Source organism: Ruegeria sp. HKCCD6426 (genome assembly GCF_057221115.1).
This window is the reverse complement of record NZ_JBWVBF010000015.1, coordinates 1-25259: the sequence shown is the minus strand read 5'-3', so window position 1 is coordinate 25259 and position 25259 is coordinate 1. Positions and strand designations below refer to the sequence as shown.

The following is a 25259-nucleotide window of genomic DNA, read 5'->3' as shown; positions in this document are numbered from 1 at the left end:
ATTCACCCTTGCGGAAGTACGTCGGCCAGCGCAGGCGCGCCCATTCCGGACATCCGCCCCACTGTCAAGACTTTGCGGTCGAAGCCCGCATTGCTGCCGTCCCCGGTATGCGCGGGATTGACGTTTCTCTGAACCCACAATCTGCGTAATAAACCTGCCGTTGTCCTCACCGTGCCACTCGCCCTCAGTGTAGCTTTTCCTCATCCTGATACCTGCGGCAACTCGTGGGTCACTCATCCTCTGAGAGAACGGTGGCGGGTTTCCGGGGCGAAACAATGGATTTCACTAATCATCCGTTCCCAGGTAGAGCCGACATTTGCTGCATCTCTGCGGATGGAATACTGTTCCTGATGCCACCGGTTCCGGGTGGCGCGGAAGGTGCCAAAGTTGACGCCGCGTGTAGGCTCCAGCAAAATTTGAGAATGATCCAAACAGTTTTACTTGATATCTCCGGAGTTCTTTACCAAGGGCCCGAAGCGATCCCCGGAGCCACTGAGGCACTTACCCGGTTGCGATCTAGCGGACTGCAAGTGAGATGCCTCACCAATAGTACGCGGCAGCCAAAGCACCGCATCATGGACAAGCTGCGCGACCTTAAATTCGTGATTCAGCCGGAAGAGGTATTTACACCTGTCGCTGCCTGTTTGGATTGGCTTTCGCGTACAGGGCACAGCCCGCGTTTGCTCGTACACCCAGCGCTTGAGGAAGAGTTTTCTGCCTGCGACCGCAATGGACCGCCCGCCGTTATTGTTGGCGATGCCGCCCAAGAGTTTTCCTATGAAAATATGAACCGGGCATACAGATTGTTGCAAAATGGGGCGCCCTTGATCGCGCTCGCAAACAACCGCAATTTCAAGGATGAGGATGGGCAGTTAAGCCTTGACGCGGGCTGCTTTGTCAAAGCGCTGGAACACGCTACCGGCATTCGGGCTCAACTGTTAGGCAAACCAAATCCCGGTTTTTTCAGAGCCGCAGTGGCTAGCACCGGCGCTGCCCCCGCGCAGACAGCTATGATCGGTGATGATGCAGAAAGCGATATTGCCGGCGCTTTGGATGCGGGCTTGGCAGAGGCGTATTTGGTGCGCACCGGAAAGTTCCGTGAAGGCGACGAAACACGGTTTGCCCCTGAACCAACGGATACCGTGTCCGATGTTTGCGAAGCGGTGGCCCGCTTGACCGGCCTGGCGGCATGACAGCAGAAGCTATAATTTGATAATCGAGGAAGGGTTTGACCGCGCCGGCGGATTGCAGATAAATCCTGCTATGACCCATCACCCCATCTTATGGACGTTCCGTCGCTGCCCGTATGCAATCAGGGCCCGCCTCGCGTTGGCGTTTTCGGGTGTCAAAGTCGAGTTGCGTGAAATTCGTCTAAGGGACAAGCCGCAAGCCTTCTTGCAAACATCAGTATCCGGAACGGTGCCAGCGCTTCGTCTTCAGGATAGGGTTTTTGACGAAAGCCTGGATATCATGATCTGGGCTCTCGAACAGAATGATCCGCACTGGCTTTTAGACATGCCTCAGGAAGGGTGGGACCTGATTACAGAAAATGATGGTCCATTCAAGGTTGCATTGGATCACACAAAATACGCCACGCGCTATCCGGACATCGACCAGGCGACAGAGCGCATGAAAGCTGCAAGCTACTTGGTCAGCCTCGACAAAAGATTGGCCGGGCGGTCTTGGCTATTTGGAGATCGCCCCACCCTCGCCGATCTGGCACTTCTGCCCTTTGTTCGCCAATTCGCCCATATAGACAGGGAGTGGTTTGACGCACAGGAATGGCCAAATCTGATTGCGTGGCTGGATCGTTTCCTGGAAAGTGAAGCCTTCATAAATGTAATGCACAAGTACGCGCCATGGGCAGAAGGCGACGCGCCTCTTTGGTTCGGCGGCTAGGCTCAACATGGCGGTCCCGGCCCATTCCGGACCTTCGCCCCACTGTCAAGATTCCGCGGTCGCGACCCGCTTTCCCGACATTCGCCGCGAGTGCACGGTTCAGACGGCATCAAGTCGGCCTAGCGGACTTTGCTGTCATTGCCGCTTCCGGAACGAACGACCTCATTGCTCATTTTGCGACAGCAGCGAAAAACAGCATGGACAGAAAGCTGACACTCGCTGCGGGTACGAAACTGGGTAGACCGGAATCCAGAAACAGACATTCGCAAAAGTTAATAGCACGAGGTTACCACACGCAAAATCAAGCTTCTTGAGATTGGGCTTATAAAACTCGGTTCTGATTGCATAGTCCTCAGATAACTCCCGCCAACCACCGAAATTGGCATGAGGTGACTGTGCAACGACAAGTGAACGGGGTGAATCTTGTATCTTGTTCAATCATCTTTTGCGGCGCATGATCCAAGGCCACACGTGTTGTCGCGCAGCATTGCCACGCAACTATTCAATATGACCGGAAGCCGTAAGACACAACACGCTCCTCAAAACGGGTGCTGTATATATCTGGCGCTCGCTCGATTTTCATCCCGGCCACGGCGGATGACATACAGTTATCCGCTCAGGCTCGCTCCTTAAAGGGCAAGAAGGAGAACATTATTGCTTCGGTATCTTAGGCAATTTGAAATCTGGGTTTTCTTTGTAACAATCTTGATTGTGAACTCTGTTTTTGTGGCTACAATCTCAGCTGGCTGGTTGCCGTTTGGGGTCTACGGGCACGGACGGTTTCTTTTGCTTGGGGCGACCTTATTCGCGCTAGTATTCTTGGCGCGCGGCAGCGCAGGGATTTTGGGCGTCCTACGCCCGATGCTGCACTGGCGGGTGTCACCGGTTTGGTATCTGGTTGCACTGCTATGGGGCGCGGGAAACATGGTGCTGTTCCTGCTTGCAAAGGGTGTGGTTACTGGAAACGGTTTGTCAGAGGCCAGCGTGAATGTAAGCCTCGTTCGACGTCCGGATATTCTACTGACCATCTTTGTAGGGTCGTTCATCGGCGAAATCGTTTGGATCAGCTATGCCGTGCGTCGATTGAAAGAAGGCTTCACGCTTTATTCCGCCGCTTTAATCGTAGGCGTGGTCTGGACAATGTGGTGGGCGCCCAATGTGGTGCTCAACATCGGCATCGTGCCGGACTTGCCATTCCTGGCGCTGCTGATTAACCAGACTGGCGTGGCGGCCATGGCCGCTTTCCTTTACTGGCATACAAAAAGCGGGCTGGTCGTGCTGATCGGCCAGATGATGTTTAACGCAAGTCTACTGGTTTTTTCAGTGACCCCGACGACGGGCGGTGTAGTGACTTACTATGCCTTCGCCATATCTTTCTTCCTGACCACGCTGCTGCTTTATCTTGTTAAAGGTCCAAAGCCGCTTTTGGGTAGACAGACCGAGCCCGAGCATATGGTCGCATGACCCATTGAAATGCGAGCAGAATTTCAGAGGCGAAGCCAGATGGCCAGCCATTGCCAAAGCATACAGCGTAGGGTCAGGATTGGCGGGCTGCGTCACAACAAGACCTGTTTGGCAACCTCAACGGAAAACTGCGTCAGAAAAGTAAGAAAACTGTGTGGTTGCTTTGTCCGCGCTGCCGACAACTTGAAGCTATCTATTGCACGCTGCCTATCAACCTTCGCTTTCAGAAAACCGCGTCGCAGCATTGACTAACTTTTCGGACAGCATCTGTGGGCCGTTCTCTCCCGGGTTAATGTCGGCTTTCTGCGTTTCACCGCCGTTTACACGAGGTGCAGCATCGGTTGTTTTGGGCTCTTTGCAGACCGCGGAGCTGACACAGCATAGGCCCCTGCCCCGCATTCCCCGGCCCATTCCGGACTTTGGTCGACGGGGCGATCGCTGCGATGCGGCCCGTCAAACCTGCCGTTCGCCGCGAGAGCAAAATTAGGGTCAGTTGAACTGACACATTGAGGACAAAGCGGCCCTTCCCCTCTTATTGCTTTCGGACTATTTGGACTCCTTTAGAAAAGCGATGATGGCCCATCGTTTTGTCTGATCCGCGACCTTCAAGTCGTCACCACTCGCTCCCATAGCATTCCCGGGGATTGCCATTTTCGGGTCAAATAGGAAGGCATTAAGCGTGGCCGCATCCCAGACCCCGCCTTCAGATTTCATAGCCTCTGAGTAGTTAAACCCTTCGACCCCTGCAATCGAGCTTCCGAAGACATTTAGCAAAGGCGGCCCATTGCCAAACTCATTGCTGTCAAGTGAATGACAGACATCACACACATCCACTGCATCGCGCTTAGTCTGCGCGTCGATAGTGGATAGGTCTGCATCGGTCGGTGGCGGTGGCGGCGCCCAATTTGATGACGCGCGCAGCAACTCCGACACCTCTTTATGATTGCGCTTTACGGCCAGGTGAATTGCGGGCTCGCCAAATTTCGTACGTGCATCCGGATCGACACCATTGTCGAGGAGAATGCGCACCACATCTATTGCACCCGCGTGAGCAGCGGCATGTAGTGGTGTTCGCTCATCTCGCCCACCAACAGCGGAAGGGTCAGCTCCATGGGTCAGAAGTAGCTCAACTATGTCAGTATGCTTACGACCAGCTGCCACGCTCAGTGGCGTACCCAAAGCAGAGTCTGCATTAACGTTGGCACCGCGTTCAATCAGAATTTTCGCAGCTTCGAACTGTCCGGACATGCAAGCAAAATGTAAAGGATGGGCTGCTCCGGCCTCATCAACGGGCGCCCCGCCATCCAGTAATTCGACAAGTTTGTCGATGTCACCGGAACGTGCTGTATTCGCAACTTCTCCGGCGTTCGCTAACGTAATCTGAATGCCAAGTGACAATGTGAAGATCAGCCAAAGACAAAAAGACTTCATCAGACTCTCCATTACGACTTAAAAAAATCGTGATCCCCGACATGTTAGCATAATTCAGAGCCACATGTTTATGACACCTATGGGCTCCACTGCTGCCATCGGAGCAAGCGCAGCATCTTGCTGGCAGGCCCATCTCGTTAAGTTGAGGACGGCCCAATCCGGACCTTCGCCCCACTGTTAAGATTCTGCGTTCGCAGCCCGCTTTCCCGACATTCGCCGCGAGTGCACGGTTTTGTCGTCGGCGAACTCAGATCGCGGACTTAGCCGACGTTTGCTCAGATTGTCCTAAGGTCTGCTCTCTCCAAATCGCACGGCATGAGGTTGCGAGTCTGTGTCTTGAACTACCGTCACGATTTCAGCCAGTGCTGATACTGGAATGGATGATGTGTCCCGCAACGACCGTACCAAGCCAATTGGTCCTCGCAATCAAGCTAGGCTCTCCTCAGGGATGCCCGGTTGGCGAAAAGAGACTTGTAGCAGGCCGAGGATGCGGTGGCTTTGCAAGCCCAGCCTCCTTTGCAACGATGTCTGATGCGTACTCTGCGTAGATGAGATCGCTAAACGGTTGCGTCCTCATTGACCACACCAGCGAAGGATTTGAAGAATTTGGCCGCAAGTTTCTTGGCAGTGCTTTGGATCAGCCGGCTGCCCAGTTGGGCCAGCTTTCCGCCGATCTCGGCCTTCGCCTTGTAACGCAGGATCGTCGTGTTGGGCCCGTCGGCTGTTAGCGTGACATCTGCGCCGCCCTTTGCGTGCCCGGCGGGACCGCCATTGCCCTGCCCGGTCAGCGAAAAGGCATCCGGCGCGCCTGCGGTGTCGAGTTGGACGTCACCGCTGAACCGAGCCTTCACCGGCCCGACCTTGAGGACGACCTTTGCCTCCAGCTCAGTGTCTGAGTGCTTGATCAACTCTTCACAGCCGGGAATGCACTGCTTGAGTACCTCGGGGTCGTTCAGCGCTGCGTAGACTCGCTCTTTTGATGCGTTGATGACGATTTCGTCTGCCAGTTCCATGGGATGTCCTTTTAACAACAGGGAAACTTGATGGTGGTCATATGGTCGGCCTGTTCGGGCGTAAGTGCGAGTTTGTGGCGCAGATGGGCTGCGACGTATCGAATGATCTTCACGTGATGTCCTCCAGCATGTCTGCCCTGAGAGCGGTGTACGCACCGGGTGTGTCCACGTCCGTGTAAAACCCGGGGGAGGCCATTGGGTGAAACTGGACGTGTTCAGGATGGGTGCGGGTGAACTTTTTGCAACCCGGGGACCTGGAGTCCGCCAGGAGCCGCGCGCGCAAGGCTGCGGGAACCACGATCGGGTTGCCGCGGCGCTGATCCACCGCCGGAATGGAGATGCGCGCGCTGTCAGCCGCCGCATGCGCCGGCAGCAATGACCGGATATCGCCAGCGGTCAGAAGCGGCTGATCCCCCAAACCGATCAGCACCGTATCGGTATCAACTGCCGCATGCAGCCCGCAAGCCACCGAGGTGGGCTGTCCCTGCCTAAAATCCGCGTTGAAAACTGTCTCGGCACCGCTGCCTGACAGGGCGCTGTCGATCTTGTCGGCCTGATACCCGGTGACCACTACGACGCGCCCGCCCGTCCCTGCGCGATAGACATTGACCATGTGCCGGATCATGGGAACCCCGCCAACGGGCAACAGCAGCTTGTTGTGCGCGCCCATGCGGCGCGACAGCCCGGCAGCCAGGATAATTCCAACCACATCACCCATCGGTTTGCCTCATCGCGGCGCGCCGGTCTTGTACCAATTGCGCCAGTATCGACAGCGCGATTTCTTCGGGCGTCACTGCGCCCAGATCAAGGCCTGCCGGGGCTTTCACGCCGTCAATGGCGGATTGTTCAAACCCGGCAGCGGCAAGCTTTTCGGCCAAAGACGCGTATTTCTTGCGGCTCCCGACGAAGGCCACATAGGTCGTTTGTGCGCTCAGCGCCGCCTTCAATGCGACAAGGTCACCTTGTCCTTGGGTCGCAATCACCACGAATGAACGCTGATGCGGTTTGCTTTGTGGCGGGGTCGAAGCCACTGACCAGTGAAACTGCGGGGCAAGGTTACTCAGTACCTGCGCCACAGGCGATGCGCCCATGACCACGAGTTGAGGTAACGGCAGGCAGGGTTCAATGAAGATGTCGACTGTGCCGCGCGAGGGGCACCCGTTGCGGGCAAATCGCGTGCCGTCCATTTCATCGCCAGCGGCCACACCCTTTTCGGCCAGCAAGTCCTCTGGTGCGACGGATACAAGCTGCGGCGTCCCATCTTGCAAGGCTTGTAGGGCGGCACGTTTGACCGCGCCACGGGTACAGCCGCCGCCAAGCCAGCCTTGAAGGATCGTCCCATCCGCGCTGAGCAGCGCCTTGGCCCCCGGCTTGGCCGCAGTGGACCCAGCCGTGCGCACGATGGTTGCAAAGGCGAAAGGTTCGTCTTTGTCGCGCAACTCCTGCGCGGCCTCAGCCAGATCGGTTGAAAGGATTTCAGCCGGGGTCATAGGCGTGCCAACTCTTGTTCCAGTGCAGCCAGATCACCCAGCGTGTTGGCCGCCTTGAAGGCGTCCAGATAAGGGAGGGCCGCCGCCATCCCTTCGGCCACCGGTGCGTAATCGGCCCAGCCTTTCAGCGGGTTGAGCCAGACCACTTTGCAGCCGCGTTTGCGCAGTTTCGCCAGAGCGGCAGCGATCATACAAGGTGCTTCAGTGTCGTAACCGTCTGACAAGATCAGCACGACGCTGCGCCCATCGACAAAGCGTTTGGCATAGGTGTCGGCAAAGCGCTTCAGCGACGGACCGATCTTCGACCCCCCGCCAAACCCATCGGCCATCAATGACATCCGTCCAATCGCGCGCATCGCGTCTTTGTCACGCAGGGCCTCGGTGATCCGCACAAGGCGGGTGTGAAAGAGATAGGCGTCGGCGGCCGTGTCTGCCCGCATCAGGCCAGCGAGGAACGCCAGAAAAACCTGTGCATAGACGGACATGGAGCCGGAAACATCACAAAGCGCGACGATCTTGCGCGTGCGGTCCGGGCGCCTCCTGCGCAAGAGGTGCAGTGGCTCCCCGCCGGTGGCCAGGCTGTGGCGAATGATCTTGCGAAAATGCAACCGATCACCTTTGCGCGCGGCAATGCGACGGCGGGATCTCGTGTCGCGCAAGGCGGCCCCGAGGCGGCGCGCGATGTCTTCGGCTTCAGCGATTTCTTCCGGACGGACAAGGTCGCGCAAGTCACGCCGGTTGAGGTTGCGTTGTTCGGTGGCGATCAACTTACCGGTCCCGTCGCTGTCCGCCGTCCCTCCTGTGTCGTCAGGGGCAGTGGAGGCTCCGGATGCGCCAGCGTTTTCGCCCTTGGCATCGCGCGAGGAATGCACGTCATCACTGATCTTGGAAGACGGGGTGGGCACGATCTTCTGCCTGACACGGCCCATATCCATCCAGTAGCTGTCGAACAGATCGTCAAACCGTTCAGATTCTTCCTTGCAGCCTGTGCAGACCGCGCGCAGCGCGCGGCGGCTGTCGTCTGGGCAGATTGCGTCCACCTCGCCAAGGGCCGCCATGGCCAGGTCCGCTTCCGCCACACCAAGCCGCAACCCGTTTTCGCGCAGATGGGCGATGAAGCCCGCGACCCGAGCGGCAGGTCCGGGGTCGCGGCCTGCGAATTTCGTCACCCGGCTCATGCGGCCTTGCCTGCGATGCGCCCTGTCACCTCTGGCGTGATCTGGGCCTGATCGCTTTGGGTTTTCAGCAACGTCGTCAGCGTCGATTGCAGGACCGCAGGGTTGTCGGTCAAATCGGCAATGCCGAGCCCCATCAACGCCGCGGCAAAATCCAGCATTTCGGCAACGCCGGGGGTTTTCTCCAGCTCTTCCTTACGAAGCTTTTGCACAAAACAAACGATCTGCTCACCCAGCCGCGCCTCGACCTCCGGGCAGCGGGCCTTGAGGATCGCCAGTTCGGTCGCGCGGTCCGGGTACTCCACGTAGGTATAAAGGCAGCGACGGCGCAGGGCGTCAGACAGGTCGCGGGTGCCATTCGAGGTGAGGATCACGACGGGGCGGCTTGTCGCCTTGATCGTACCAAGCTCGGGGATCGACACCTGATAATCCGAGAGGACTTCCAGCAGGTAGGCTTCGAACTCTTCATCCGCCCGGTCGATTTCGTCGATCAGGAGGACCGGGGGCGTGTCCTGGGTGATGGCCGCCAGCAACGGGCGCTCCAGTAGAAAGTCGCTGGAGAAGATGCGATCTTCGACCGCCTTGCCGGTTTCGCCAGCCTCGGAGGCCGCCCGTATGGTAAGCAGCTGTCGCTGGTAGTTCCATTCGTAAATGGCCTGCGCCGCGTCCAGGCCCTCGTAGCATTGCAGCCGGATTAGGCGCGTGTCCATCACCGCAGACAGCGTGCGGGCGATCTCGGTCTTGCCGACACCTGCCGCGCCTTCCAACAACAGCGGCCGGCCCAGCGACAGAGCCAGTTGCAACGCAACGGCCAGATCGTCTGAGGCCACATAGCCTTCGACGGCCAGCGCGGTTTTCAAGTCAGTCCAGGTCATTCGTGTCTCCGTAGGGCGGGGGTCACCCCGCCCTACCAAAAGGGTCAGTCGTGCAGGCCAAGCTCATTGGCCGTGCGCCAAATCCGCCAGTGATCATGCGGCATGTTGGTGTGCCGGTTGCCGAAGGGGCGGAACGCGTCCTGCACCGCGTTGGAGAAACAGGGCACGCCGCCCACATGCGGGCTTTCACCCACGCCCTTGGCGCCGATGGGATGGTGCGGGCTTGGTGTGACGGTGTAGTCGGTTTCGTAATTCGGCACTTCCCATGCGGTTGGCAGGAAGAAGTCCATCAGCGTGCCGGTCTTGACGTTGCCCATGTCGTCATAGGCAATCTCTTGCCCCAAGGCGACAGCAAGGGCCTCGGTCAAACCACCATGCACCTGGCCTTCGATGATCATCGGGTTGATCCGCGTGCCGCAATCGTCCAGCGCATAGAAGCGGCGGATTTCCGGCACACCCGTGTCCACGTCGATGTCCATCACACAGACATATGCTCCGAACGGATAGGTCATGTTCGGCGGATCGTAGTAACTGACGGCCTCAAGCCCCGGCTCAATTCCCGGAATGGCTTGGTTGTAGGCTGCAAAGGCGATTTCCTTCATTGTCTTGAACTTTTCAGGCGCGCCTTTCACGACAAACCGATCGACATCGAATTCCACGTCATTGTCGTGAACCTCGAGCAGATAGGCCGCGATCATCTGCGCCTTGGCGCGGATCTTGCGGCCGGCCATGGCCGTGGCAGCACCTGCCACAGGGGTGGAGCGTGACCCGTATGTGCCAAGGCCATAGGGCGCTGTATCGGTGTCGCCTTCCTCGATGGTGATGCTGTCGGCAGGCAAGCCGATCTCAGAGGCGAGGATTTGCGCAAAGGTTGTCGCGTGGCCTTGCCCCTGACTGATGGTCCCTAGTCGAGCAATCGCTGATCCGGTCGGGTGGATGCGGATTTCGCAGCTGTCGAACATGCCAAGCCCAAGGATGTCACAGTTCTTGACCGGGCCAGCACCGACGATTTCGGTAAAGAAGCTCAGGCCAATGCCCATCAGCTTGCGCGTCTTCCCAGCCTTGAAATCTTCGACCCTCTGGGCTTGTTCGGCTCGCAACCCGTCGTAATCGACGGTCTTGAGCGCCTTGTCCCATGCGGTGTGATAGTCGCCGCTGTCGTATTCCCAACCAAGGGCGGCCGTATACGGGAACTGTTCTTTCTTGATGAAGTTGATCCGGCGCAGCTCGGCTGCGTCCATGTTCAACTCAATAGCTAGGACCTCGATCATGCGTTCGATGAAGTAAACCGCCTCGGTCACCCGGAACGAGCAGCGATAGGACACGCCGCCCGGGGCCTTGTTGGTGTAGACGCCGTCGACCTCCAGATAGGCCGTCGGGATGTCGTAGGAGCCGGTGCAGATGTTCATGAAGCCCGCCGGGAACTTGGTGGGATCGGCGCAGGCATCAAAACCGCCGTGGTCGGCTGTCACATGGCAATGCAGCCCGGTGATCTTGCCGTCCTTGGTGGCAGAGATCTTGCCGTTCATATGATAGTCGCGGGCAAAGGCGGTGGTCATCAGATTGTCCATCCGGTCTTCGATCCACTTCACGGGCTTGCCCGTGACGATCGACGCCACGACCGAGCAGACATAGCCCGGGTACGCACCAACTTTGTTGCCAAAGCCGCCGCCGATATCGGGGCTGATCACGCGGATGTTGTGCTCTTCAATGCCCGAGATCAGCGACACGACCGTCCGGATCGCGTGCGGCGCCTGGAAAGTGCCCCACAGGGTCAGCTTGCCGTTGACCTTGTCCATCGACGCCACACAGCCGCAGGTTTCCAGCGGGCACGGGTGGGTGCGGTGGTAATACATGCTTTCGGTCGCGACGACCTCGGCGTTGGCGATGACCTCTTCTGTGGGATCCTTGTCGCCCGCATCCCACGTGAAAATGTGGTTGTGATGCTTGCGCGGCCCGTGCGCGCCGTCCGGCAGGGAGCCGTCTTCACCAACAAGGTCTTCGCGCAGCACAACATCGGATTGCAGCGCTTCAAAAGGATCGACGATGACGGGGAGTTCCTCGTAGTCGACCTCAACCAGTTCGATCCCGTCCGCGGCAGCATAGCGATCTTCAGCGACGACGAAGGCCACTTCCTGACCTTGGAAAAGAACCTTGCCGTCAGCGAGCACCATCTGCTTGTCGCCAGCCAGCGTTGGCATCCAGTGCAGGCCCAACGGCTCCAGATCAGCCGCGGTCAGGACAGCCAGCACACCAGGTACTTCCAGCGCAGCGGCAGTATCAATGCTCCTGATGCGCGCATGGGCGTAGGGAGAGCGGACAAAGTCGCCAAACAACATGCCGTCCAGCTTGATGTCATCGACATAGTTGCCCTTGCCTTGTGTAAAGCGCGCATCCTCGACCCGCTTGCGCGAGCAGCCCATGCCTTTGAGATTGTCGACACGTTCTTCGCGGGAAATATCATCCTTCATTCTGCGGCCTCCTTGGCTGCATTCATTTCGGCCGCGGCGGCCTGAATGGATTTCACAATGTTCTGATAACCCGTGCAGCGGCAGATGTTGCCGGCCATGCCAAAGCGGATTTCTTCTTCGGTCGGGTTGGGGTTTTCTTCCAGCAGCTTGGTCGCCCGAGTGATCATACCCGGCGTGCAGTAACCGCATTGCAACCCGTGGTGTTCCTTGAACGCCTCTTGCAGCGGATGCAGGTCGTCCGGCCCGCCGATGCCTTCGATTGTTGTCACCTCGGCGCCATCGGCCTGTGCCACGAACATGGTGCAGGATTTCACAGATTTGCCGTTGATGGTGACGGTGCAGGCCCCGCAATGGGACGTTTCGCAGCCAATATGCGGACCGGTGATGTTCAGCCGTTCGCGCAGGGTGTAGATTAGCAGTTCACGTGGTTCGGCCAGGAATTCTTCGTCCTTGCCGTTTACGTTCAGCTTGATGTGCATTTTCTTTGACATGATGTGTTCCCCCTACGCCCGCGACCAGGCGCGCTCGATGGCGCGACGCAAGATGACGCCCGCCACGTGGTTCTTGAATGCGACGGGGCCGCGGTTGTCCTCGGTCGGGTCGATATCGCCCAGCATCCCAGCCACTGCCGCATCGAGTGCGGCGGCATCGACAGACGTTCCCACCAGCGCGGCGCCTGCATCCTCGGAATAAACCGGCGTGTCGCTGAGGTTCGTCATCGCGATGGATGCGCTGACGCAATTGCCGCCGTCCTTGACGATCTGCACCGCGGCGGCGGCTGTGGCGTAGTCGCCGATCTTGCGCTTCTGCTTTTCGTAGGCGTAGCCGCCCTCGGGTGCTGGGATGGTCACGGCGGTCAGCACTTCTTCATCCTCGCGTGCGGTCATGTAGGCGGCCTCGTAAAACTCCCGCGCGGGGATATCACGCTCGCCATCCGGGCCGACCACGGTGAATACCGCATTCAGGCATTGCATCAGCCCCGGCATGTCATTGCCCGGGTCGCCGTTTGCGACGTTACCACCGACGGTGCCCATGTAGCGGACCTGGGGATCAGCAATCAGCAAGGCGGCCTCGCGCAGGATCGGAGCTGCATCCGCAAGCTCGGCATGGTCGATGATATCTGCCTGCGTGACCATCGCGCCGATCCGGATGCTGCCGGCCCTGATGTCGATATCCGACATGCCGCCGACATCCTGGAGGTCGATCAGGTGCGGGACTTCGGCCATCCGAAGTTTCATCATCGGGATCAAACTGTGCCCACCCGCCATGACGCGCGCATCGTCTCCGTGTTCTTCAAGAACGGCCAGCACACCGGCCATATCCTGAGGACGGTGATATTCAAATGCCGCTGGAATCATCGGCTCTCCTCCCTAAAGCGAATGTTCAGTTTCGGAGCGAGATTGCATGCGGCCGCATGCCACATCACCGGAAAATCAATAAAACACAGGTCTTTTGCACGAAATGCGCCTGCTCACGCACCAACTGCGCCGCCTTGCGACGCAAGCACGTCTTGAACGGCCTTCAGTTTGGAACGGCTGACGGGTGCGGGCGGCAGATCGCCCATGTCGAAAAGGCAGCGTCCCTTGTCCTTGTTTCTTTCGAAGCGCGAGACACGCGCCGGGTTGACCAAGTAGCTGCGATGGGTTTGCAGGAACCCCAATGGCAAGAGCCGTTTGGAGGCCATGGTGATCGGCCAGACACAGAACAGCCGTTCGGTCTCAGTATAGATCTGTGTGTAATGCCCATCGGCGCGCACGAACACCAAGTCCCTTGCCCTGACAAAGACCTTGTTGCCGTCCGCTTCGCAGGGGATCTGCAGATCCGCCTTCAGTTCCGGCGCGGGCTCCACTTGCTGACGCTCCTCTTCTGATCCGGGCGTGACCAGATATGTCACGCTCACCCAGAGGCACGCGCCGAAAATCACGAAACTGAAGAAGATCACACCGAGCGCCAGCGTTTCATTGCTCATGCTGGGGCCAAACTCAGCTGCGGTTGACGCCTGCACAAAATTGGTTTCCGCAATCGCCAGAAAATGTGCCGAGCAAACGGCAAACGCAAAGCATATCGTCCCAAACACGATGTTGCGGTTCGTGCGCTTTCCATAGGCAATCCAGAAGGCAAGAATACACAGCCCGATGGCCACGATGGAAGAAAAGACGACGCCCGATGTCGTATAGACCGCGCGGCACAGTTCCAGGCCGGCCATGCCGATATAGTGCATGACCAGAATGCCGGTCCCAACAATGCAACCCGACAGCGAAATGATGAACGGTGTGCGGTCGGCGAAATGCAACAGGATCAGGGCCGCGCCAACAAGCAGGATCGCTGACAGTGCCGACACCAGCGTGATGGCCGCGTCATAATAGAACAGGATCGGCAGCTTCAAACCAAGCATGGCTACGAAATGCATTGCCCAGATGCCGCCGCCCAAGGCGATGGACGCAAGCGCGATCGACGCTTTTTTCTGGAACATTGGTTTTTCTGACAGGTCGCGGGTGAGCGAAAGACCGGTGAACCCCGCGACAAGTGCCACGACGCAGGACATTGCGATCAGGAAGCTGCTATGGTCGACGGTCAGAAACTCCATGCCGAAAAGGATGGCCAAGACTGGAGCGATTTGCAATCAGTGCCTTTCGCACGGCCTTCATTTCTTGCGTTGGAGCGCGGTCATCTACAGCCGCAATTCTGAACGACTGAATTTTCTGCGGTTGATACGCCGGAGCTGCAGAAACTCAAATGCAATATTCCGATAAAAGACATTCATGCACTATGCAGCATTCGGTACTTTGGGCCCCAAGCGGCCATCCGATGCTTTGCGTCGAGCACTGAAAACAACGAAGGGGCGAAGGTCGGCTCAGCGGGACAAAACGGCCTTTTGCTCACGCAGTTATTGCTGACGCAGAAAACCGTCGTAGCTGCGGGGCGAAGAATTCTGCGACGCAGCGGATTTCACTGAACCAGTCCTTCACCCGCGTTGATCGCGCGGAAATTCGTACGGCCTTTTCGCGGCATTCAGCTTCGACAATCGAGACGCGCAACGGACCCGCCTTTTACCCACGCAGCTTTTTCTCACACAGAAAACCTTTGCGCTTGCGATAGCGATCATTCGGCGGGCGGCAGATTTCCCCTGGCCGGTCGTTTAGTTCAGCGGACTTCGGCTGAAGCCAAGCCAGCCTTCCGCCGCGACCTGGCCCTACAATCCAAGAGCAGAAAACGCGAACCCTTGCCGAAGAATTGGCAAAAGGTTCTTCACCTCAAGTATATGAGCTTTACCGATTTCTCAATCCCAGCTTGGCAAGAATTTCTTCTCGCAGGTTAGTCCTGGCCAAGGTCGAGGCGGCCTGCGTTGAGCCAACCTGACAATTCTGTTCGTTCGCTTGGGTCAGGAGGTCCGGCGGGTATCGGGGGGTCAACTGGCAACGGATTGTCTGATCCTACTACTTTTCTAACGGTTACTGACTCTGCCGAAATGTTCCAGACTAGCATATCCTGAGCCAAGGTAAGCGGCCCATCATAGGTCATTCGAATTGCCGCAATTGTATCGGGGGCGATGTCGAAATCGGCAAACGTATGATAGGCAATCGCGTGTCGCGGCTCGATTGTCGCGAATAACTTCCCGCATGCATCCGGTGGTGTGTGAACTACCGTTGCAACCAAACGAGCACGTTCGGGATCGTAGTTCTTTATGTCGATAAATTGTTGTACCGTTAGGTAACATTCATGGATGACAAGATCAGCCTCTTTGGCGTTCTCGACGAACCATCTGTTGGGGTTGGTATCACCCGAATAAACAAACTTAAGCCCGTTCCATTCCAAGCTGTAAGACACAGATCCATCAATGCCGTGTATCGCGGGCCAGGATCGTATGACCACGCCATCGTTCTCATAAACCACCTGCGTCTTCGAATTGTCGAACTCAGTTACCTTTAGATGGCCTCCCGCCGAGGGCATGTTTCCGCGGCGGCCAGCAACGTCCCACGCCAGCATTTTTTGAAGCCCGTCCATTGCCGCCGCGGTTCCAAACTCCGGTTTCAATCCACTTGGCCCCGAGATCTGTAAAGGTACCGTCCGGTTGGAAACCCATCCGCCGACAAAAAGCGCATCCAGGTCACCGATATGATCTACGTGCAGATGGCTGATGAACACTTTGTCGAGTTACGTGTAGGGAATCTCCAAGGCTGCCAAATTGGCTAACGAACCAGTCCCGACATCAAATAGAAACTTGTCACCGTTCCCAAGTTCGACCAACCATGATGCAGACGCTTGGGAGCGTCGAAAGTTGGGCGTTCCAGTACCCAGCGAGACAACGCGCATCTCCGCTTCACCAAGTGGTTCAGTATTCGGATAATAGAACTTTCGCGCCTCCAGCGTACTGTCAGAAGCCGCAGGTGAGCATATCGAAGCAAATGCCAGGCCTAGAGTTGATATCATATTCAATCGCACCCTTAGTCCCCCCAAACCTTTTTGATTTCGATAAGGATACTACGAAATGCTATCAGCCCGAAGTCGAACGCCTGCGCTTTGACGCGGGACGGACGCGTAAGAGTACTGCGTGTGACAACGACGCGTGCAAAACCAACGCTTCAATCAGGTCGGAGGTACAAGCCAAGAAACTGATCGAAAATGGCGTTTGTTCAACCCAATTGATCGGAAGTTATTTGTCCACCAAAACTCGCCAGTGCCGGTCTATTACACTCGGCCAGTTTTCATGCAGTTTCAGATCGTTCGTTGTCTCACCCATCAGGGTCATGACCATCATCCGGCCTCGAATCTCGGCATCAGGGGGCGCAAAACCGAGCTCTTCGAAAAGCCACGCAGAAAACTCAAATCGTCGTTTCATTGCACGCTTATAACATTGCGCGGCATCGGCATCGGATTTTGCCCAAACCGCGATAGCTCCATCCGGCCTGGAAGCGTCTTCGCGGATAACCTGATGCATCAATACCCTTATCCGCTCTTCAGGCGGCCCCTGGAACTGAAGTGCGTCTTCGATGATATGTCCAGTCAGAGCGTCTTCCCAAAATAGTAAAACTGAGTCGAGAAGATCCTTTAAGTTCTGAAAATGCCAGTAGAAACTCCCGCTTGTCAGGCCAAGCCTGCGGGCAATTGCAACAACTTTTACACCCTCGATTCCTCGCTCCCTCAGAACGTCTAGTGTCGCAAGCAGCCAATCTTCCCGTGACGCCTTTCCCCGTTTTTCAATTATCCTTGGTTCAGCTTCCATAGACACCTCTGTTGACATAGAGCAGTCTATGGACCTACCGTAGAGATGTCTACGGAGAATGGGGGGCTCACGAATTTGTGTGCTGAATGACTAATTCAGAATGGAGGGGGAACTATGAAAAGCTTGCTCAATTCCGCAACGGCTTTGGTTTTTGCAATGGGGATCGCGGCAGCTGGAACCGCCGCAGCGCAGAACATGTTGCCCACGGGTCGAACGGCTGCCCCCATTGAAGATGGCGTTTATCCGGCATCCTATTTCCCAAATACTGAAATACTTGGCGAAGATGAGATGCGGATAACCGCGTTAGGGACAGGTATGCCAAACCAGACAAAGGCCGCTGTTTCAATTTCGTTTTATGTGGAATTGGGCAACGGTGATGTCTTTCTGTTCGACGTCGGCACCGGATCAACGGGTAACTTGTTCTCGCTGCGCCCGGACTTTGCGAAAATCGATAAAGTTTTCTTCAGCCACCTGCACGTTGATCATGTCGGGGACTTTATGGGGCTGCACGTTGGTGGTTGGCTATCAGGTCGGTATTCACCGCTTCGCATCTTTGGCCCTTCGGGATCAGAAGATGAGCTTGGAACCAAAGCCTACGTTGAGGGTATGTCCAAGGCTTATGCGTGGGACCTTGCTACGCGTACGGGTGCGTTGCCGGATGAGGGCGCCAAGCTTGAAGTCACCGAGTTCGACTACATGCAGGAAAACGAAATCGTTTATCAAGACAACGGTGTCACCATTCGTTCCTGGCCTGCAATCCATAGTCTCGACGGTTCGGTCAGCTATTCTCTTGAGTGGAATGGGCTGAAATACGTTTTCGGCGGAGATACCTACCCGAACAAGTGGTATGTCGAATATGCCAAAGGAGCGGATCTTGCTTCCCACGAGGCTTTCCTGCCACCTGAGGCGCTGGCACCGTACTTTGGCTGGGACATGACGCAAGCCACATATGTCGCCACGCGTGTCCATTCCGAGCCAGCGGCATTCGGAAAGGTAATGTCCGCCGTCGAGCCGCGCATGGCATTGGGATATCATTCCGTGCTTTCACCAGAAAACTATCAGGCGATTTTGGAGGGTGTGCGGTCGACCTACGATGGACCACTCACGCTGGCACGTGATCTTCAGGTGATCAACGTAACCAAAGACCAGATTGTCGTACGCGAGGCGAGCGTAGATGATTATGCGTTGCCGCCCGCGGTAAGCGACGAGTACATCAATGCACAGCGTTCAGAGGAAAAAGAACCCTCCGACAAGGTCAAAGCAGGTAAATGGGACGGTTACACGCCACCGCCTATGCCCGATCAAAACTGACGTAGTGACACGTTTTGGTGCGGCTCGAAAATGAGCTGCACAAGACGGAAGTGACACAGTTACTGTACTTAGTTTGATGCCGCGAAGGATGCTGGCCAAATTGTTGATCCAAATCCGATGCCTTCTGACGTTGTTCGCCGCTTTAATGATAGGCAGCTCTGCAAAAGGTGATGTCATTCCGTATAGTGGGGCGGAGGTCGCCAGAAACATCGCAATCTTTCGGGTGGAAACCGACGGCGTTCGACTTGAGCTGGAAGTCTACCCCGAGGATTTTGAAGTTTTTGCATCGTTTTTGCCTACCGAGGTATTGCAGGATCTCCCCCCAGTAGTGGCACATCAAGCTACTTTTGGCAGCGAACCCGAAAGCATTTCGGTAAGCCGCGCCGACGGATCACCTTTTTCGTTCGAATTTGTGACTGCCGAAAGCCGTGAGAGAATTGACCGCGCATCCCCCTTGGCAGGAAGAACCGATCCCATTACCGGGCGCACAATTCCTGCTCCTCCTGAAAACCCGCAAGTTATCTACATCGAAGCTTTCTTCGGTTTTAACGGCGCACGCCCCGAGACCCTGATCTTTCGCCCGCCGACACCCAAGGAGGATAAGCCCGCCACATCAATCGGTTTCATGGTTTTTGATCGCGCCGTCCCTGTCACCAAATTCAGTTACTTTGATAGTGACGCGCGACTTGAGATTGACTGGTCCGACCCTTGGTTCACTGCGTTTACCAATGTGAATCTCAATCGGTCAGCTCAAAGCGGCACAACGTCTTTTCTGTATGTGACACCACACGAAATCCGCCACGAGGTCCTTATCCGGCTGCGGGAACTTGCGCCCTGGATAGACATGGATCTGGACACGGGTTCCTGGCTGGACCCATCTCAGCAGGGGACAATACTCAACGCCGCGCTGGACTCGTTCGAAACCCGTAATCCGGTCGTCATCGCGGGGGAGCCGGTTCAACCCACCTCTGTCAGGGGCGCATTTCTAACGCTGGGCGAGGCAGGAGTTCAAGTTGTTGAGGGGGCCCCGACGCTTCTGGCCGATACGACTTTTGCAGGCTTGATATTGTCTTATCCGATCTCGACATTACCCGAAGAGGCGTCCGTCACATGGGATATGTTCGACCAAACCATTCAGCATGTGCCCGTGACGTTGACGGATGTTGCCGGTCCCTTCTTGGATTGGGCCACTCCGGACGATCCGGAGGTAAGTTGGATCAATCATTTGAAACGCTACGTCGACCCCGAAGTTATGTCGGTGCAGGTGAAGGGAGTTTTCTTTCTACCGATTTGGTCCGCGCTGACTGTCGCTGTTGCGCTTGGCGCCGGCGTAGGGGCGCTTTTGTCGCCCTGGAGAATCCGGCGGATCGGGTTCGTCCTTCTGTCGTTCAGCTGTTTAATTGCGGGGGTCGCCCTTCGACAAGAAATGCAAATTCCGTTTCAAAATCCAATAGCCGATCAATCTTGCGAACAGATGGCTTCCGAGACTTTTTCACAGCTTTTGGCGAGCACGTATGTGGCCGCGCTTGAGGTTTCACCAGAAGCACGTAGAAAAGCGCTGGAGCCAATTGTCAGGAACACGTCCCTCGCAGACGTCGCCACTGAACTCGAAACAAACCTCGCCATCCGAGTGCCAGGCGGAAGCCGCGCACAGATCGCCGACGTAACCGAAGTCGCTATCGTTGAAGGCGACATTGGGACAACCGGTGCTTTCGAAGGTGTTGCCAAGTGGATTGTAGACGCTCGGGCGGGTCACTGGGGCCATGATCATCGTCGTCGGGTGGAGTATCGGGCAAGGGTTGAGTTCCGTCCCGAAAAAGGAGTTTGGAAGCTTACAGGTATCACTGTAATAGAGGCGCGCGCACCGGATGTTTAACCGACTGAACAAGGTATTTTTGATTTGGATAACGGCCAGTTTGATCTTAACTGCGGTTGCTAGCCAGGCGCATTTTCTGCTGAACCTCAACGTTCGTATTTTTCACGTAGAACACACAAGCGACGGTCTGCGCATTTTTTTGCGAATGCCCATGCCCTACCTTGTGGCGGACAAAATCGGCAAAAAGGATGAGGACGGCCTTCCTGAAGCGGCTCCTTTCACGACAAATACCCTTGAGGAAGGTCTGGCGGTTCATTTTGTCGACACCTCACAAATTGCTGAAAACCCTCTTGGGCTTGGGCGCATCGCGGAAACCGGTACGATCATCGAAATCGCGGGTACGCGCGTTCTGGGCGACGTTGAATCCGTGACTATTCACAAAGTTGGCGAGGAACCGGGTTTTGCGACGCTGAGCGAAGCCAAACAATCGGTGTCAGCTGAAAAGACCATACAGGATGACCAGCCTGTTTATGTTGGTGACGTCATTGTGGATGTTACACTCCGGTATGAATTGGGAAGGGCACCGACCTCCTACGCCATCTCCAGTTCTTTGGACCCAGGCCTGCCTGATCAGGAAATGACCGCAAATCTCATTCTGGATTATGGATCCGGCGATCCGCTTGTCTTTCGAGCCCGAGGTCTGCTGGATGATCCCGTTGAGGTTTCCAGGTCCCGGTTCTCAGGGATCGTAACTTTCGTTTGGGAAGGCCTGCGACACATTGTGGAAGGCATCGACCACGTGCTGTTTGTTGTCTGCCTGGTGATTGGTGCTCCCGGTTTAAACGCACTACTGTGGCGAGTCACCGGCTTTACGGTCGGCCATAGCGTGACTCTGTCCCTTGGTTTTTTCGGGTATGTGCCGTCAGGAGCCTGGTTTGTGCCATTTGTCGAAACTGGGATTGCCATGTCCATCGTCTACGCGGCCTTTCTGGCCGTTAGACGGGACAAGCTGGAAAGGAACTCTAACAAAAAGGTCTTTGTCGTAACGGTACTTATGGGTCTTCTTCATGGCTTGGGCTTCAGTTTTGTTTTACATGAAATACTTCAGGTGACGTCGCCCAACATCTGGCAGAGCTTACTGGCGTTCAATGTTGGCGTTGAAGTTGGTCAGCTCGCTATTGTTCTGGTGATCTGGCCAGTGCTGCACTTCTTCGCGAAACTAGGTCCGACACCCGAAATGTCGTTGAGAGTTTCGATTGCAATCGGATGTGCAGCTATCGCAAGTTGGTGGACTTTCGAACGGGGAATAGACTTTCTATCGATGATTGCGGTTTAGAAAGGAATACTGCTTCCAACCCTATGACAGCGTTCGGTTTGGTCTTTTTTCGATGCTGCCGCGATTTCGGCCACGACTGGTATCGGAAAGCGAACCGCACATAGGTAACGTACTGTACTATCTACCTTCGTCTGACGAAGCAGAAGCTGAACCGCAGATGGGTTAGGGCCGCACGCCAGACTTTGTAAAGTCTGCTTTCTGCGCATTGCTGTCATTGGGGTTTCGCGCAGCACCGGTCAATGTGGGCTCGAACCGGTCATCTGACGGTTTCAGTTGGTCATCGGGTCGGTTCAGGCGGCATCAAGGTCGGCCTAGCGGACAAAGCTGTCGTCCAAAGTTTTGCTGTACCAGATTAATTTCACACACCTTGACTCAGGTTGGTGCGCTCGGCGACCTTATATTGGGTTTTTTGAATAACTTTGGGGAGGTCGCAATGAAATTGACAGTTACAATGACAATGACATCTACGGTTGCAATGTTGTTCACAGCAATTCCTGCGTTAGCAATCGAACCAGATGGACCACAATTGGACTTTGCAGAACGCAACGCTGAAGTTTGGGCAGCCGAAGACGGCGAGATAAACGCGAAACTGGAAGCGCTGGAGCAACGCTTCGGAAAGAAGCCCAACATCATTTACATTCTGACAGATGATATCGGTTGGGGTGAGTTGGGCTGGCAAGGTGGCGGCCGACATCGTGGCATGCCTTCTGACGAACTGGACCAAATGGCCTTTGAAGGTATGCGATTTTGGTCAGCATATGCCGAACCGTCCTGCACACCGACGCGGATAGCGATTAACACTGGCAGGCATCCTGTTCGTACCGGGCTCTTGTCCGTGCTTTGGCCTGGAATGACGGATGGTCTTTCACCGGAAGAGGTCACAACAGCCGAAATCCTGTCTGAACAAGGTTATAACACCGCAATGTGGGGCAAGTGGCATCTGGGCGACTTGCCCGAGCATGCGCCGGAAAATCAGGGCTATGATTACGCCTACTATGGGCTATTCAACGGTGCCCCGGATTGGTGGCAGGCGGCCTTTGAAGACGAAAATGGAACTTTGCCATTTGCCGATTTTCCTGGCTACGAGACCTATTTCGAACGCACTGGGATCGACATGTCGGTCGGCGGATATGTCGGACGAAAAGGTGAAGGCCGAACGCCAATCGATGGAGTGGCCGGTGTTCTGTCGCCGGAACGACAAGAGGCCTTTGAAAACGAGTCCATCAATCAAATAACGCAATATGTTGTTGATCAAGCCGGTGACGAAAGCCCGTTCTATATCTATTGGGCGTCCTACGCACTGCAAATTTCGGCCTCAAAAGAGTTTCTGAAAACACCGGGCGTTGACAAGAACAACCGACAGGCCTCCTTCATGGCGATGCACAGTACTCATGTCGGCCGCCTACTGGACACATTGAAAGCTGAAGGGATAGCCGAAAACACCTTAGTGGTTTGGATTAGCGACAATGGTCCAATGTACGCCTTTTGGCCGACAGCTGGGTACACCCTGCTTAGAGGGGCGAAGGGTGACATATTGGAGGGCGGCGTCCGAGTACCGGCAATGGCATGGTGGCCGGGAATGATCGAACCCGGGCAAGACCCCAAGGATGTTCTTCATGTCACTGACCTTTTCACCACAGCGGCGCGATTGGGTGGCGCAATGGAGGGAATTCCAAGTGACCGGATCACCGATGGAGTTGATCAGACATCACTGTTGTTGAATGGTGAGGGCCACGGTCGACGGAACTTTGTGTCCTACTACAGCGGTCCAACGCTTGGGGCGATCCGCTACGAGGATTTCAAAATCCACATCACGGAAGGCCATGGCGGATTGCCGGGCATGGACTTTTACAACATTCGTCGTGATCCCGGTGAAAAATATGGCCAACTTTACCCCGGTCTTTATGCCGTCGCCCCAATGCAATTTCTATTGCAAAGCCATAATGAGCGCATCGCCGAGTTTCCGCACCGCCCACCAATGACGGCACAAGATTCAACACTGACTGCGCACGATTGAACTTCTGGTCGAAGGACCAAATCAACGTCTAACTTGGGCTCACTGCCGACCTCAGAGGCAGCGCAGCAGTCCCGTGAAATGGTGCCTTGTCAACGTTGGGTTTAGCGCATTGGATTCATCCAGCTTCTACTACCGACGGCCCAAACCTGCCGTTGCTTAAGCAGCGCTCCGCTGCGCTGCAGCTTCCCAAAAGTGGTCCTTCGACAACCCCCGTCTTATGCCCCCTTTTCATAGCGCTTACGTTCTGCATCCGTCGCATTGCGCCACTCCGCGCGAAGCAGGTCCATTGGCTGTGTCGCAAACTTTGGGTCTGGATTGACGAGCCTGCAGATTCCGTAGTTTGTTGTCCGCGTATTGTTTTCCAACAGGTTTCAGCATGATTTCCTTGAAAGGCTGCCATTTTCCTCAGGATGCGGTTCTATACGCTGTGTACTTCTATCTGCGGTACACAGTGTCCTATCGTGATTTGGAAGAGATCATGGCCGAACGCGGTGTTCACGTTGACCACGCGACTCTCAACAGGTGGGTTGTGAAGTATTCGCCGATGATTGCAGCGAGAGCGCAATCAAAGAAACGCCCAACGCTGAGTTCCTCGCGCATGGACGAGACATATGTTCGTGTTCGCGGCAAATGGATGTACTTCTACCGGGCAGTCGACAAAGCTGGAAATACCCTTGATTTCATGCTGTCTGAGCGGAGGAACCGTCCGGCAGCCGCCAGGTTCTTTGCCAAAGCGCTGTCTTCTAACGGAATTCCAGGCAAGATCGTCATCGACAAAAGTGGAGCCAACGCGGCAGGCATTCGAGAAGTGAACAAAATCCTTACTCGGTTTGGCTGCCCAGCCAAAATCCAAACAGTCAGGTCCAAGTATTTGAACAACATGATCGAACAGGATCACCGGTTCATCAAGCGTCGCATCCGGCACATGTGTGGGTTCAAATCGTTCAGATCCGCCTCGGCTACTTTGGACGGCATCGAGGTCGCCAACATGATCCGGAAGCGGCAATTCGCGAGCACTACGACGTCTGGTTTTCGACTATTTGCCGAGATCGCATGATAGGTGCGTCTAATAAGTCGCTAACTCTGGCTGTCCTAAAAGTTTGCGACACATCCCTGCCGCTGCAAATCGAAACAGGAATAAGGTCCATATCGTGAGACGCGGTTTCTGCCAACTTCTTGGGCATAGATGGAAAATTTGTTTCGCCGGAGGTTCGTCTGTTCATCAATGTGCACGTTGTGGTGTTGCCGTTGATGCGTATGGGAATGAAGTTCGCTGATCACACAGCGGATCTCATATACATTTAACATAATTTCGCTTCTGCGTTTTTGGTCGTTTTTCATAACCATAGTTATCTGTGCCGCAGATGGCGAACGAGCGCTTTGACAAGTCAATGCCCAAAATATGTATGCTTTCCATCGGTACTTCCTCGCTATCGCGACCCTCATTGGGCGCTCCGGTTCAATATTAACCGGCAGGAGGGGCATCCAATCCATCAGCCTATACGCGGCTTAAGTATCGTTCACGTCACACGCGGGCTATATCCCGAACCTGGATTGCCTATGGATGCATCTACACCTTCAGAACCATATCTGCCGAGTGACCGTTGAAATATCGTATGTGATAGGAAGCATCCCCAGGAAATCGAGGATCGCGTCAACTTGACTGTTGACCGTTCGAATATTCGAAATGGCGGCGCATTCGGTTGAGCATTCAGCTTTGAGAGGCTCCGATTCACC

21 protein-coding genes are annotated in these 25259 nt (G+C 55.8%); 8 read left to right on the top strand and 13 right to left on the bottom strand.

Annotated features, from left to right (window positions below; all coding sequences use genetic code 11):
- Positions 1 to 275: 275 nt before the first annotated feature.
- The 3 genes from AC2TDA_RS22575 to AC2TDA_RS22565 all read left to right on the top strand — a co-directional run bounded on the left by AC2TDA_RS22575 (position 276) and on the right by AC2TDA_RS22565 (position 3363).
- A complete protein-coding gene (locus AC2TDA_RS22575; protein ID WP_480881357.1) occupies positions 276 to 1193 on the top strand; it encodes a TIGR01458 family HAD-type hydrolase in 918 nt (305 codons plus the stop codon).
- 70 nt (positions 1194 to 1263) lie between these two features.
- Entirely contained in the window at positions 1264 to 1899 is a 636-nt protein-coding gene (locus AC2TDA_RS22570) for a glutathione S-transferase (RefSeq protein ID WP_480881355.1), read from the top strand.
- A gap of 654 nt (positions 1900 to 2553) precedes the next feature.
- Positions 2554 to 3363: a hypothetical protein gene (locus tag AC2TDA_RS22565; protein WP_480881353.1), complete on the top strand. Its 810-nt coding sequence runs from the start codon at positions 2554 to 2556 to the stop codon at positions 3361 to 3363.
- A 546-nt stretch (positions 3364 to 3909) separates the two neighbouring features.
- Here the strand turns inward: AC2TDA_RS22565 and AC2TDA_RS22560 are convergent.
- The 13 genes from AC2TDA_RS22560 to AC2TDA_RS22500 form a co-directional block, all read right to left on the bottom strand.
- A complete protein-coding gene (locus tag AC2TDA_RS22560; protein ID WP_480881351.1) occupies positions 3910 to 4794 on the bottom strand; it encodes an ankyrin repeat domain-containing protein in 885 nt (294 codons plus the stop codon).
- Between the two features lie 557 nt (positions 4795 to 5351).
- Positions 5352 to 5807, bottom strand: coding sequence for an SRPBCC family protein (locus tag AC2TDA_RS22555; protein WP_480881350.1), 456 nt, complete (start codon positions 5805 to 5807; stop codon positions 5352 to 5354).
- A 109-nt stretch (positions 5808 to 5916) separates the two neighbouring features.
- Positions 5917 to 6525: a nucleotidyltransferase family protein gene (locus AC2TDA_RS22550; RefSeq protein ID WP_480881349.1), complete on the bottom strand. Its 609-nt coding sequence runs from the start codon at positions 6523 to 6525 to the stop codon at positions 5917 to 5919.
- Positions 6518 to 7297 carry an XdhC family protein gene (locus tag AC2TDA_RS22545; RefSeq protein ID WP_480881347.1) on the bottom strand — a complete coding sequence of 260 codons (780 nt, stop codon included), beginning with the start codon at positions 7295 to 7297 and terminating at the stop codon, positions 6518 to 6520. Before AC2TDA_RS22545 ends, AC2TDA_RS22550 begins: the two co-directional genes overlap by 8 nt.
- Positions 7294 to 8475 carry a vWA domain-containing protein gene (locus AC2TDA_RS22540; RefSeq protein WP_480881345.1) on the bottom strand — a complete coding sequence of 394 codons (1182 nt, stop codon included), beginning with the start codon at positions 8473 to 8475 and terminating at the stop codon, positions 7294 to 7296. The genes AC2TDA_RS22545 and AC2TDA_RS22540 overlap by 4 nt, the downstream gene beginning before the upstream one ends.
- Positions 8472 to 9347 carry an AAA family ATPase gene (locus AC2TDA_RS22535; protein WP_480881343.1) on the bottom strand — a complete coding sequence of 292 codons (876 nt, stop codon included), beginning with the start codon at positions 9345 to 9347 and terminating at the stop codon, positions 8472 to 8474. Before AC2TDA_RS22535 ends, AC2TDA_RS22540 begins: the two co-directional genes overlap by 4 nt.
- A 44-nt stretch (positions 9348 to 9391) precedes the next feature.
- On the bottom strand, positions 9392 to 11818 hold the full coding sequence (locus AC2TDA_RS22530) for an aerobic carbon-monoxide dehydrogenase large subunit (RefSeq protein WP_480881341.1): 2427 nt from the start codon (positions 11816 to 11818) through the stop codon (positions 9392 to 9394).
- Positions 11815 to 12309: a (2Fe-2S)-binding protein gene (locus AC2TDA_RS22525; protein WP_058281632.1), complete on the bottom strand. Its 495-nt coding sequence runs from the start codon at positions 12307 to 12309 to the stop codon at positions 11815 to 11817. Before AC2TDA_RS22525 ends, AC2TDA_RS22530 begins: the two co-directional genes overlap by 4 nt.
- Before the next feature lie 12 nt (positions 12310 to 12321).
- Entirely contained in the window at positions 12322 to 13176 is an 855-nt protein-coding gene (locus tag AC2TDA_RS22520) for an FAD binding domain-containing protein (protein WP_480881339.1), read from the bottom strand.
- Between the two features lie 113 nt (positions 13177 to 13289).
- Positions 13290 to 14405 carry an MHYT domain-containing protein gene (locus AC2TDA_RS22515; RefSeq protein ID WP_480881358.1) on the bottom strand — a complete coding sequence of 372 codons (1116 nt, stop codon included), beginning with the start codon at positions 14403 to 14405 and terminating at the stop codon, positions 13290 to 13292.
- 728 nt (positions 14406 to 15133) lie between these two features.
- The gene (locus tag AC2TDA_RS22510; RefSeq protein WP_480881338.1) at positions 15134 to 15964 is read right to left on the bottom strand and encodes an MBL fold metallo-hydrolase; all 831 of its coding nucleotides are present in this window, start codon (positions 15962 to 15964) and stop codon (positions 15134 to 15136) included.
- 9 nt (positions 15965 to 15973) lie between these two features.
- Positions 15974 to 16249 carry a hypothetical protein gene (locus AC2TDA_RS22505; protein ID WP_480881336.1) on the bottom strand — a complete coding sequence of 92 codons (276 nt, stop codon included), beginning with the start codon at positions 16247 to 16249 and terminating at the stop codon, positions 15974 to 15976.
- Positions 16250 to 16472: 223 nt separating this feature from the next.
- Positions 16473 to 17042 carry a TetR/AcrR family transcriptional regulator gene (locus tag AC2TDA_RS22500; RefSeq protein ID WP_480850657.1) on the bottom strand — a complete coding sequence of 190 codons (570 nt, stop codon included), beginning with the start codon at positions 17040 to 17042 and terminating at the stop codon, positions 16473 to 16475.
- Positions 17043 to 17156: 114 nt separating this feature from the next.
- On the opposite strand from AC2TDA_RS22500, the gene gntH reads away from it, so the two are divergent.
- The 5 genes from gntH to AC2TDA_RS22475 all read left to right on the top strand — a co-directional run bounded on the left by gntH (position 17157) and on the right by AC2TDA_RS22475 (position 24579).
- The gene (gene gntH, locus AC2TDA_RS22495; RefSeq protein ID WP_480881335.1) at positions 17157 to 18353 is read left to right on the top strand and encodes a guanitoxin biosynthesis MBL fold metallo-hydrolase GntH; all 1197 of its coding nucleotides are present in this window, start codon (positions 17157 to 17159) and stop codon (positions 18351 to 18353) included.
- A gap of 328 nt (positions 18354 to 18681) precedes the next feature.
- On the top strand, positions 18682 to 20229 hold the full coding sequence (locus AC2TDA_RS22490) for a hypothetical protein (RefSeq protein WP_480881333.1): 1548 nt from the start codon (positions 18682 to 18684) through the stop codon (positions 20227 to 20229).
- A gap of 151 nt (positions 20230 to 20380) precedes the next feature.
- Positions 20381 to 21505 carry a HupE/UreJ family protein gene (locus AC2TDA_RS22485; protein WP_480881331.1) on the top strand — a complete coding sequence of 375 codons (1125 nt, stop codon included), beginning with the start codon at positions 20381 to 20383 and terminating at the stop codon, positions 21503 to 21505.
- Between the two features lie 433 nt (positions 21506 to 21938).
- The gene (locus tag AC2TDA_RS22480; RefSeq protein WP_480881330.1) at positions 21939 to 23522 is read left to right on the top strand and encodes a sulfatase-like hydrolase/transferase; all 1584 of its coding nucleotides are present in this window, start codon (positions 21939 to 21941) and stop codon (positions 23520 to 23522) included.
- A gap of 376 nt (positions 23523 to 23898) precedes the next feature.
- Positions 23899 to 24579 (top strand): IS6 family transposase, encoded by a 681-nt coding sequence (locus tag AC2TDA_RS22475; protein ID WP_480881328.1) that lies wholly within the window; start codon positions 23899 to 23901, stop codon positions 24577 to 24579.
- The last annotated feature ends 680 nt before the right edge of the window (positions 24580 to 25259 follow it).

Excerpts from the sequence above, each read along its gene's own strand:
- AC2TDA_RS22505 (WP_480881336.1), bottom strand. The coding sequence starts at position 16,249 with ATGATATCAACTCTAGGCCTGGCATTTGCTTCGATATGCTCACCTGCG.
- AC2TDA_RS22480 (WP_480881330.1), top strand. The coding sequence starts at position 21,939 with ATGAAATTGACAGTTACAATGACAATGACATCTACGGTTGCAATGTTG.
- AC2TDA_RS22570 (WP_480881355.1), top strand. The coding sequence starts at position 1,264 with ATGACCCATCACCCCATCTTATGGACGTTCCGTCGCTGCCCGTATGCA.
- AC2TDA_RS22535 (WP_480881343.1), bottom strand. The coding sequence starts at position 9,347 with ATGACCTGGACTGACTTGAAAACCGCGCTGGCCGTCGAAGGCTATGTG.
- AC2TDA_RS22485 (WP_480881331.1), top strand. The coding sequence starts at position 20,381 with ATGCCCTACCTTGTGGCGGACAAAATCGGCAAAAAGGATGAGGACGGC.
- AC2TDA_RS22525 (WP_058281632.1), bottom strand. The coding sequence starts at position 12,309 with ATGTCAAAGAAAATGCACATCAAGCTGAACGTAAACGGCAAGGACGAA.
- AC2TDA_RS22500 (WP_480850657.1), bottom strand. The coding sequence starts at position 17,042 with ATGGAAGCTGAACCAAGGATAATTGAAAAACGGGGAAAGGCGTCACGG.
- AC2TDA_RS22545 (WP_480881347.1), bottom strand. The coding sequence starts at position 7,297 with ATGACCCCGGCTGAAATCCTTTCAACCGATCTGGCTGAGGCCGCGCAG.
- AC2TDA_RS22520 (WP_480881339.1), bottom strand. The coding sequence starts at position 13,176 with ATGATTCCAGCGGCATTTGAATATCACCGTCCTCAGGATATGGCCGGT.
- AC2TDA_RS22555 (WP_480881350.1), bottom strand. The coding sequence starts at position 5,807 with ATGGAACTGGCAGACGAAATCGTCATCAACGCATCAAAAGAGCGAGTC.
- AC2TDA_RS22540 (WP_480881345.1), bottom strand. The coding sequence starts at position 8,475 with ATGAGCCGGGTGACGAAATTCGCAGGCCGCGACCCCGGACCTGCCGCT.
- AC2TDA_RS22530 (WP_480881341.1), bottom strand. The coding sequence starts at position 11,818 with ATGAAGGATGATATTTCCCGCGAAGAACGTGTCGACAATCTCAAAGGC.
- AC2TDA_RS22575 (WP_480881357.1), top strand. The coding sequence starts at position 276 with ATGGATTTCACTAATCATCCGTTCCCAGGTAGAGCCGACATTTGCTGC.
- gntH (WP_480881335.1), top strand. The coding sequence starts at position 17,157 with ATGAAAAGCTTGCTCAATTCCGCAACGGCTTTGGTTTTTGCAATGGGG.
- AC2TDA_RS22515 (WP_480881358.1), bottom strand. The coding sequence starts at position 14,405 with ATGGAGTTTCTGACCGTCGACCATAGCAGCTTCCTGATCGCAATGTCC.
- AC2TDA_RS22560 (WP_480881351.1), bottom strand. The coding sequence starts at position 4,794 with ATGAAGTCTTTTTGTCTTTGGCTGATCTTCACATTGTCACTTGGCATT.
- AC2TDA_RS22550 (WP_480881349.1), bottom strand. The coding sequence starts at position 6,525 with ATGGGTGATGTGGTTGGAATTATCCTGGCTGCCGGGCTGTCGCGCCGC.
- AC2TDA_RS22475 (WP_480881328.1), top strand. The coding sequence starts at position 23,899 with ATGATTTCCTTGAAAGGCTGCCATTTTCCTCAGGATGCGGTTCTATAC.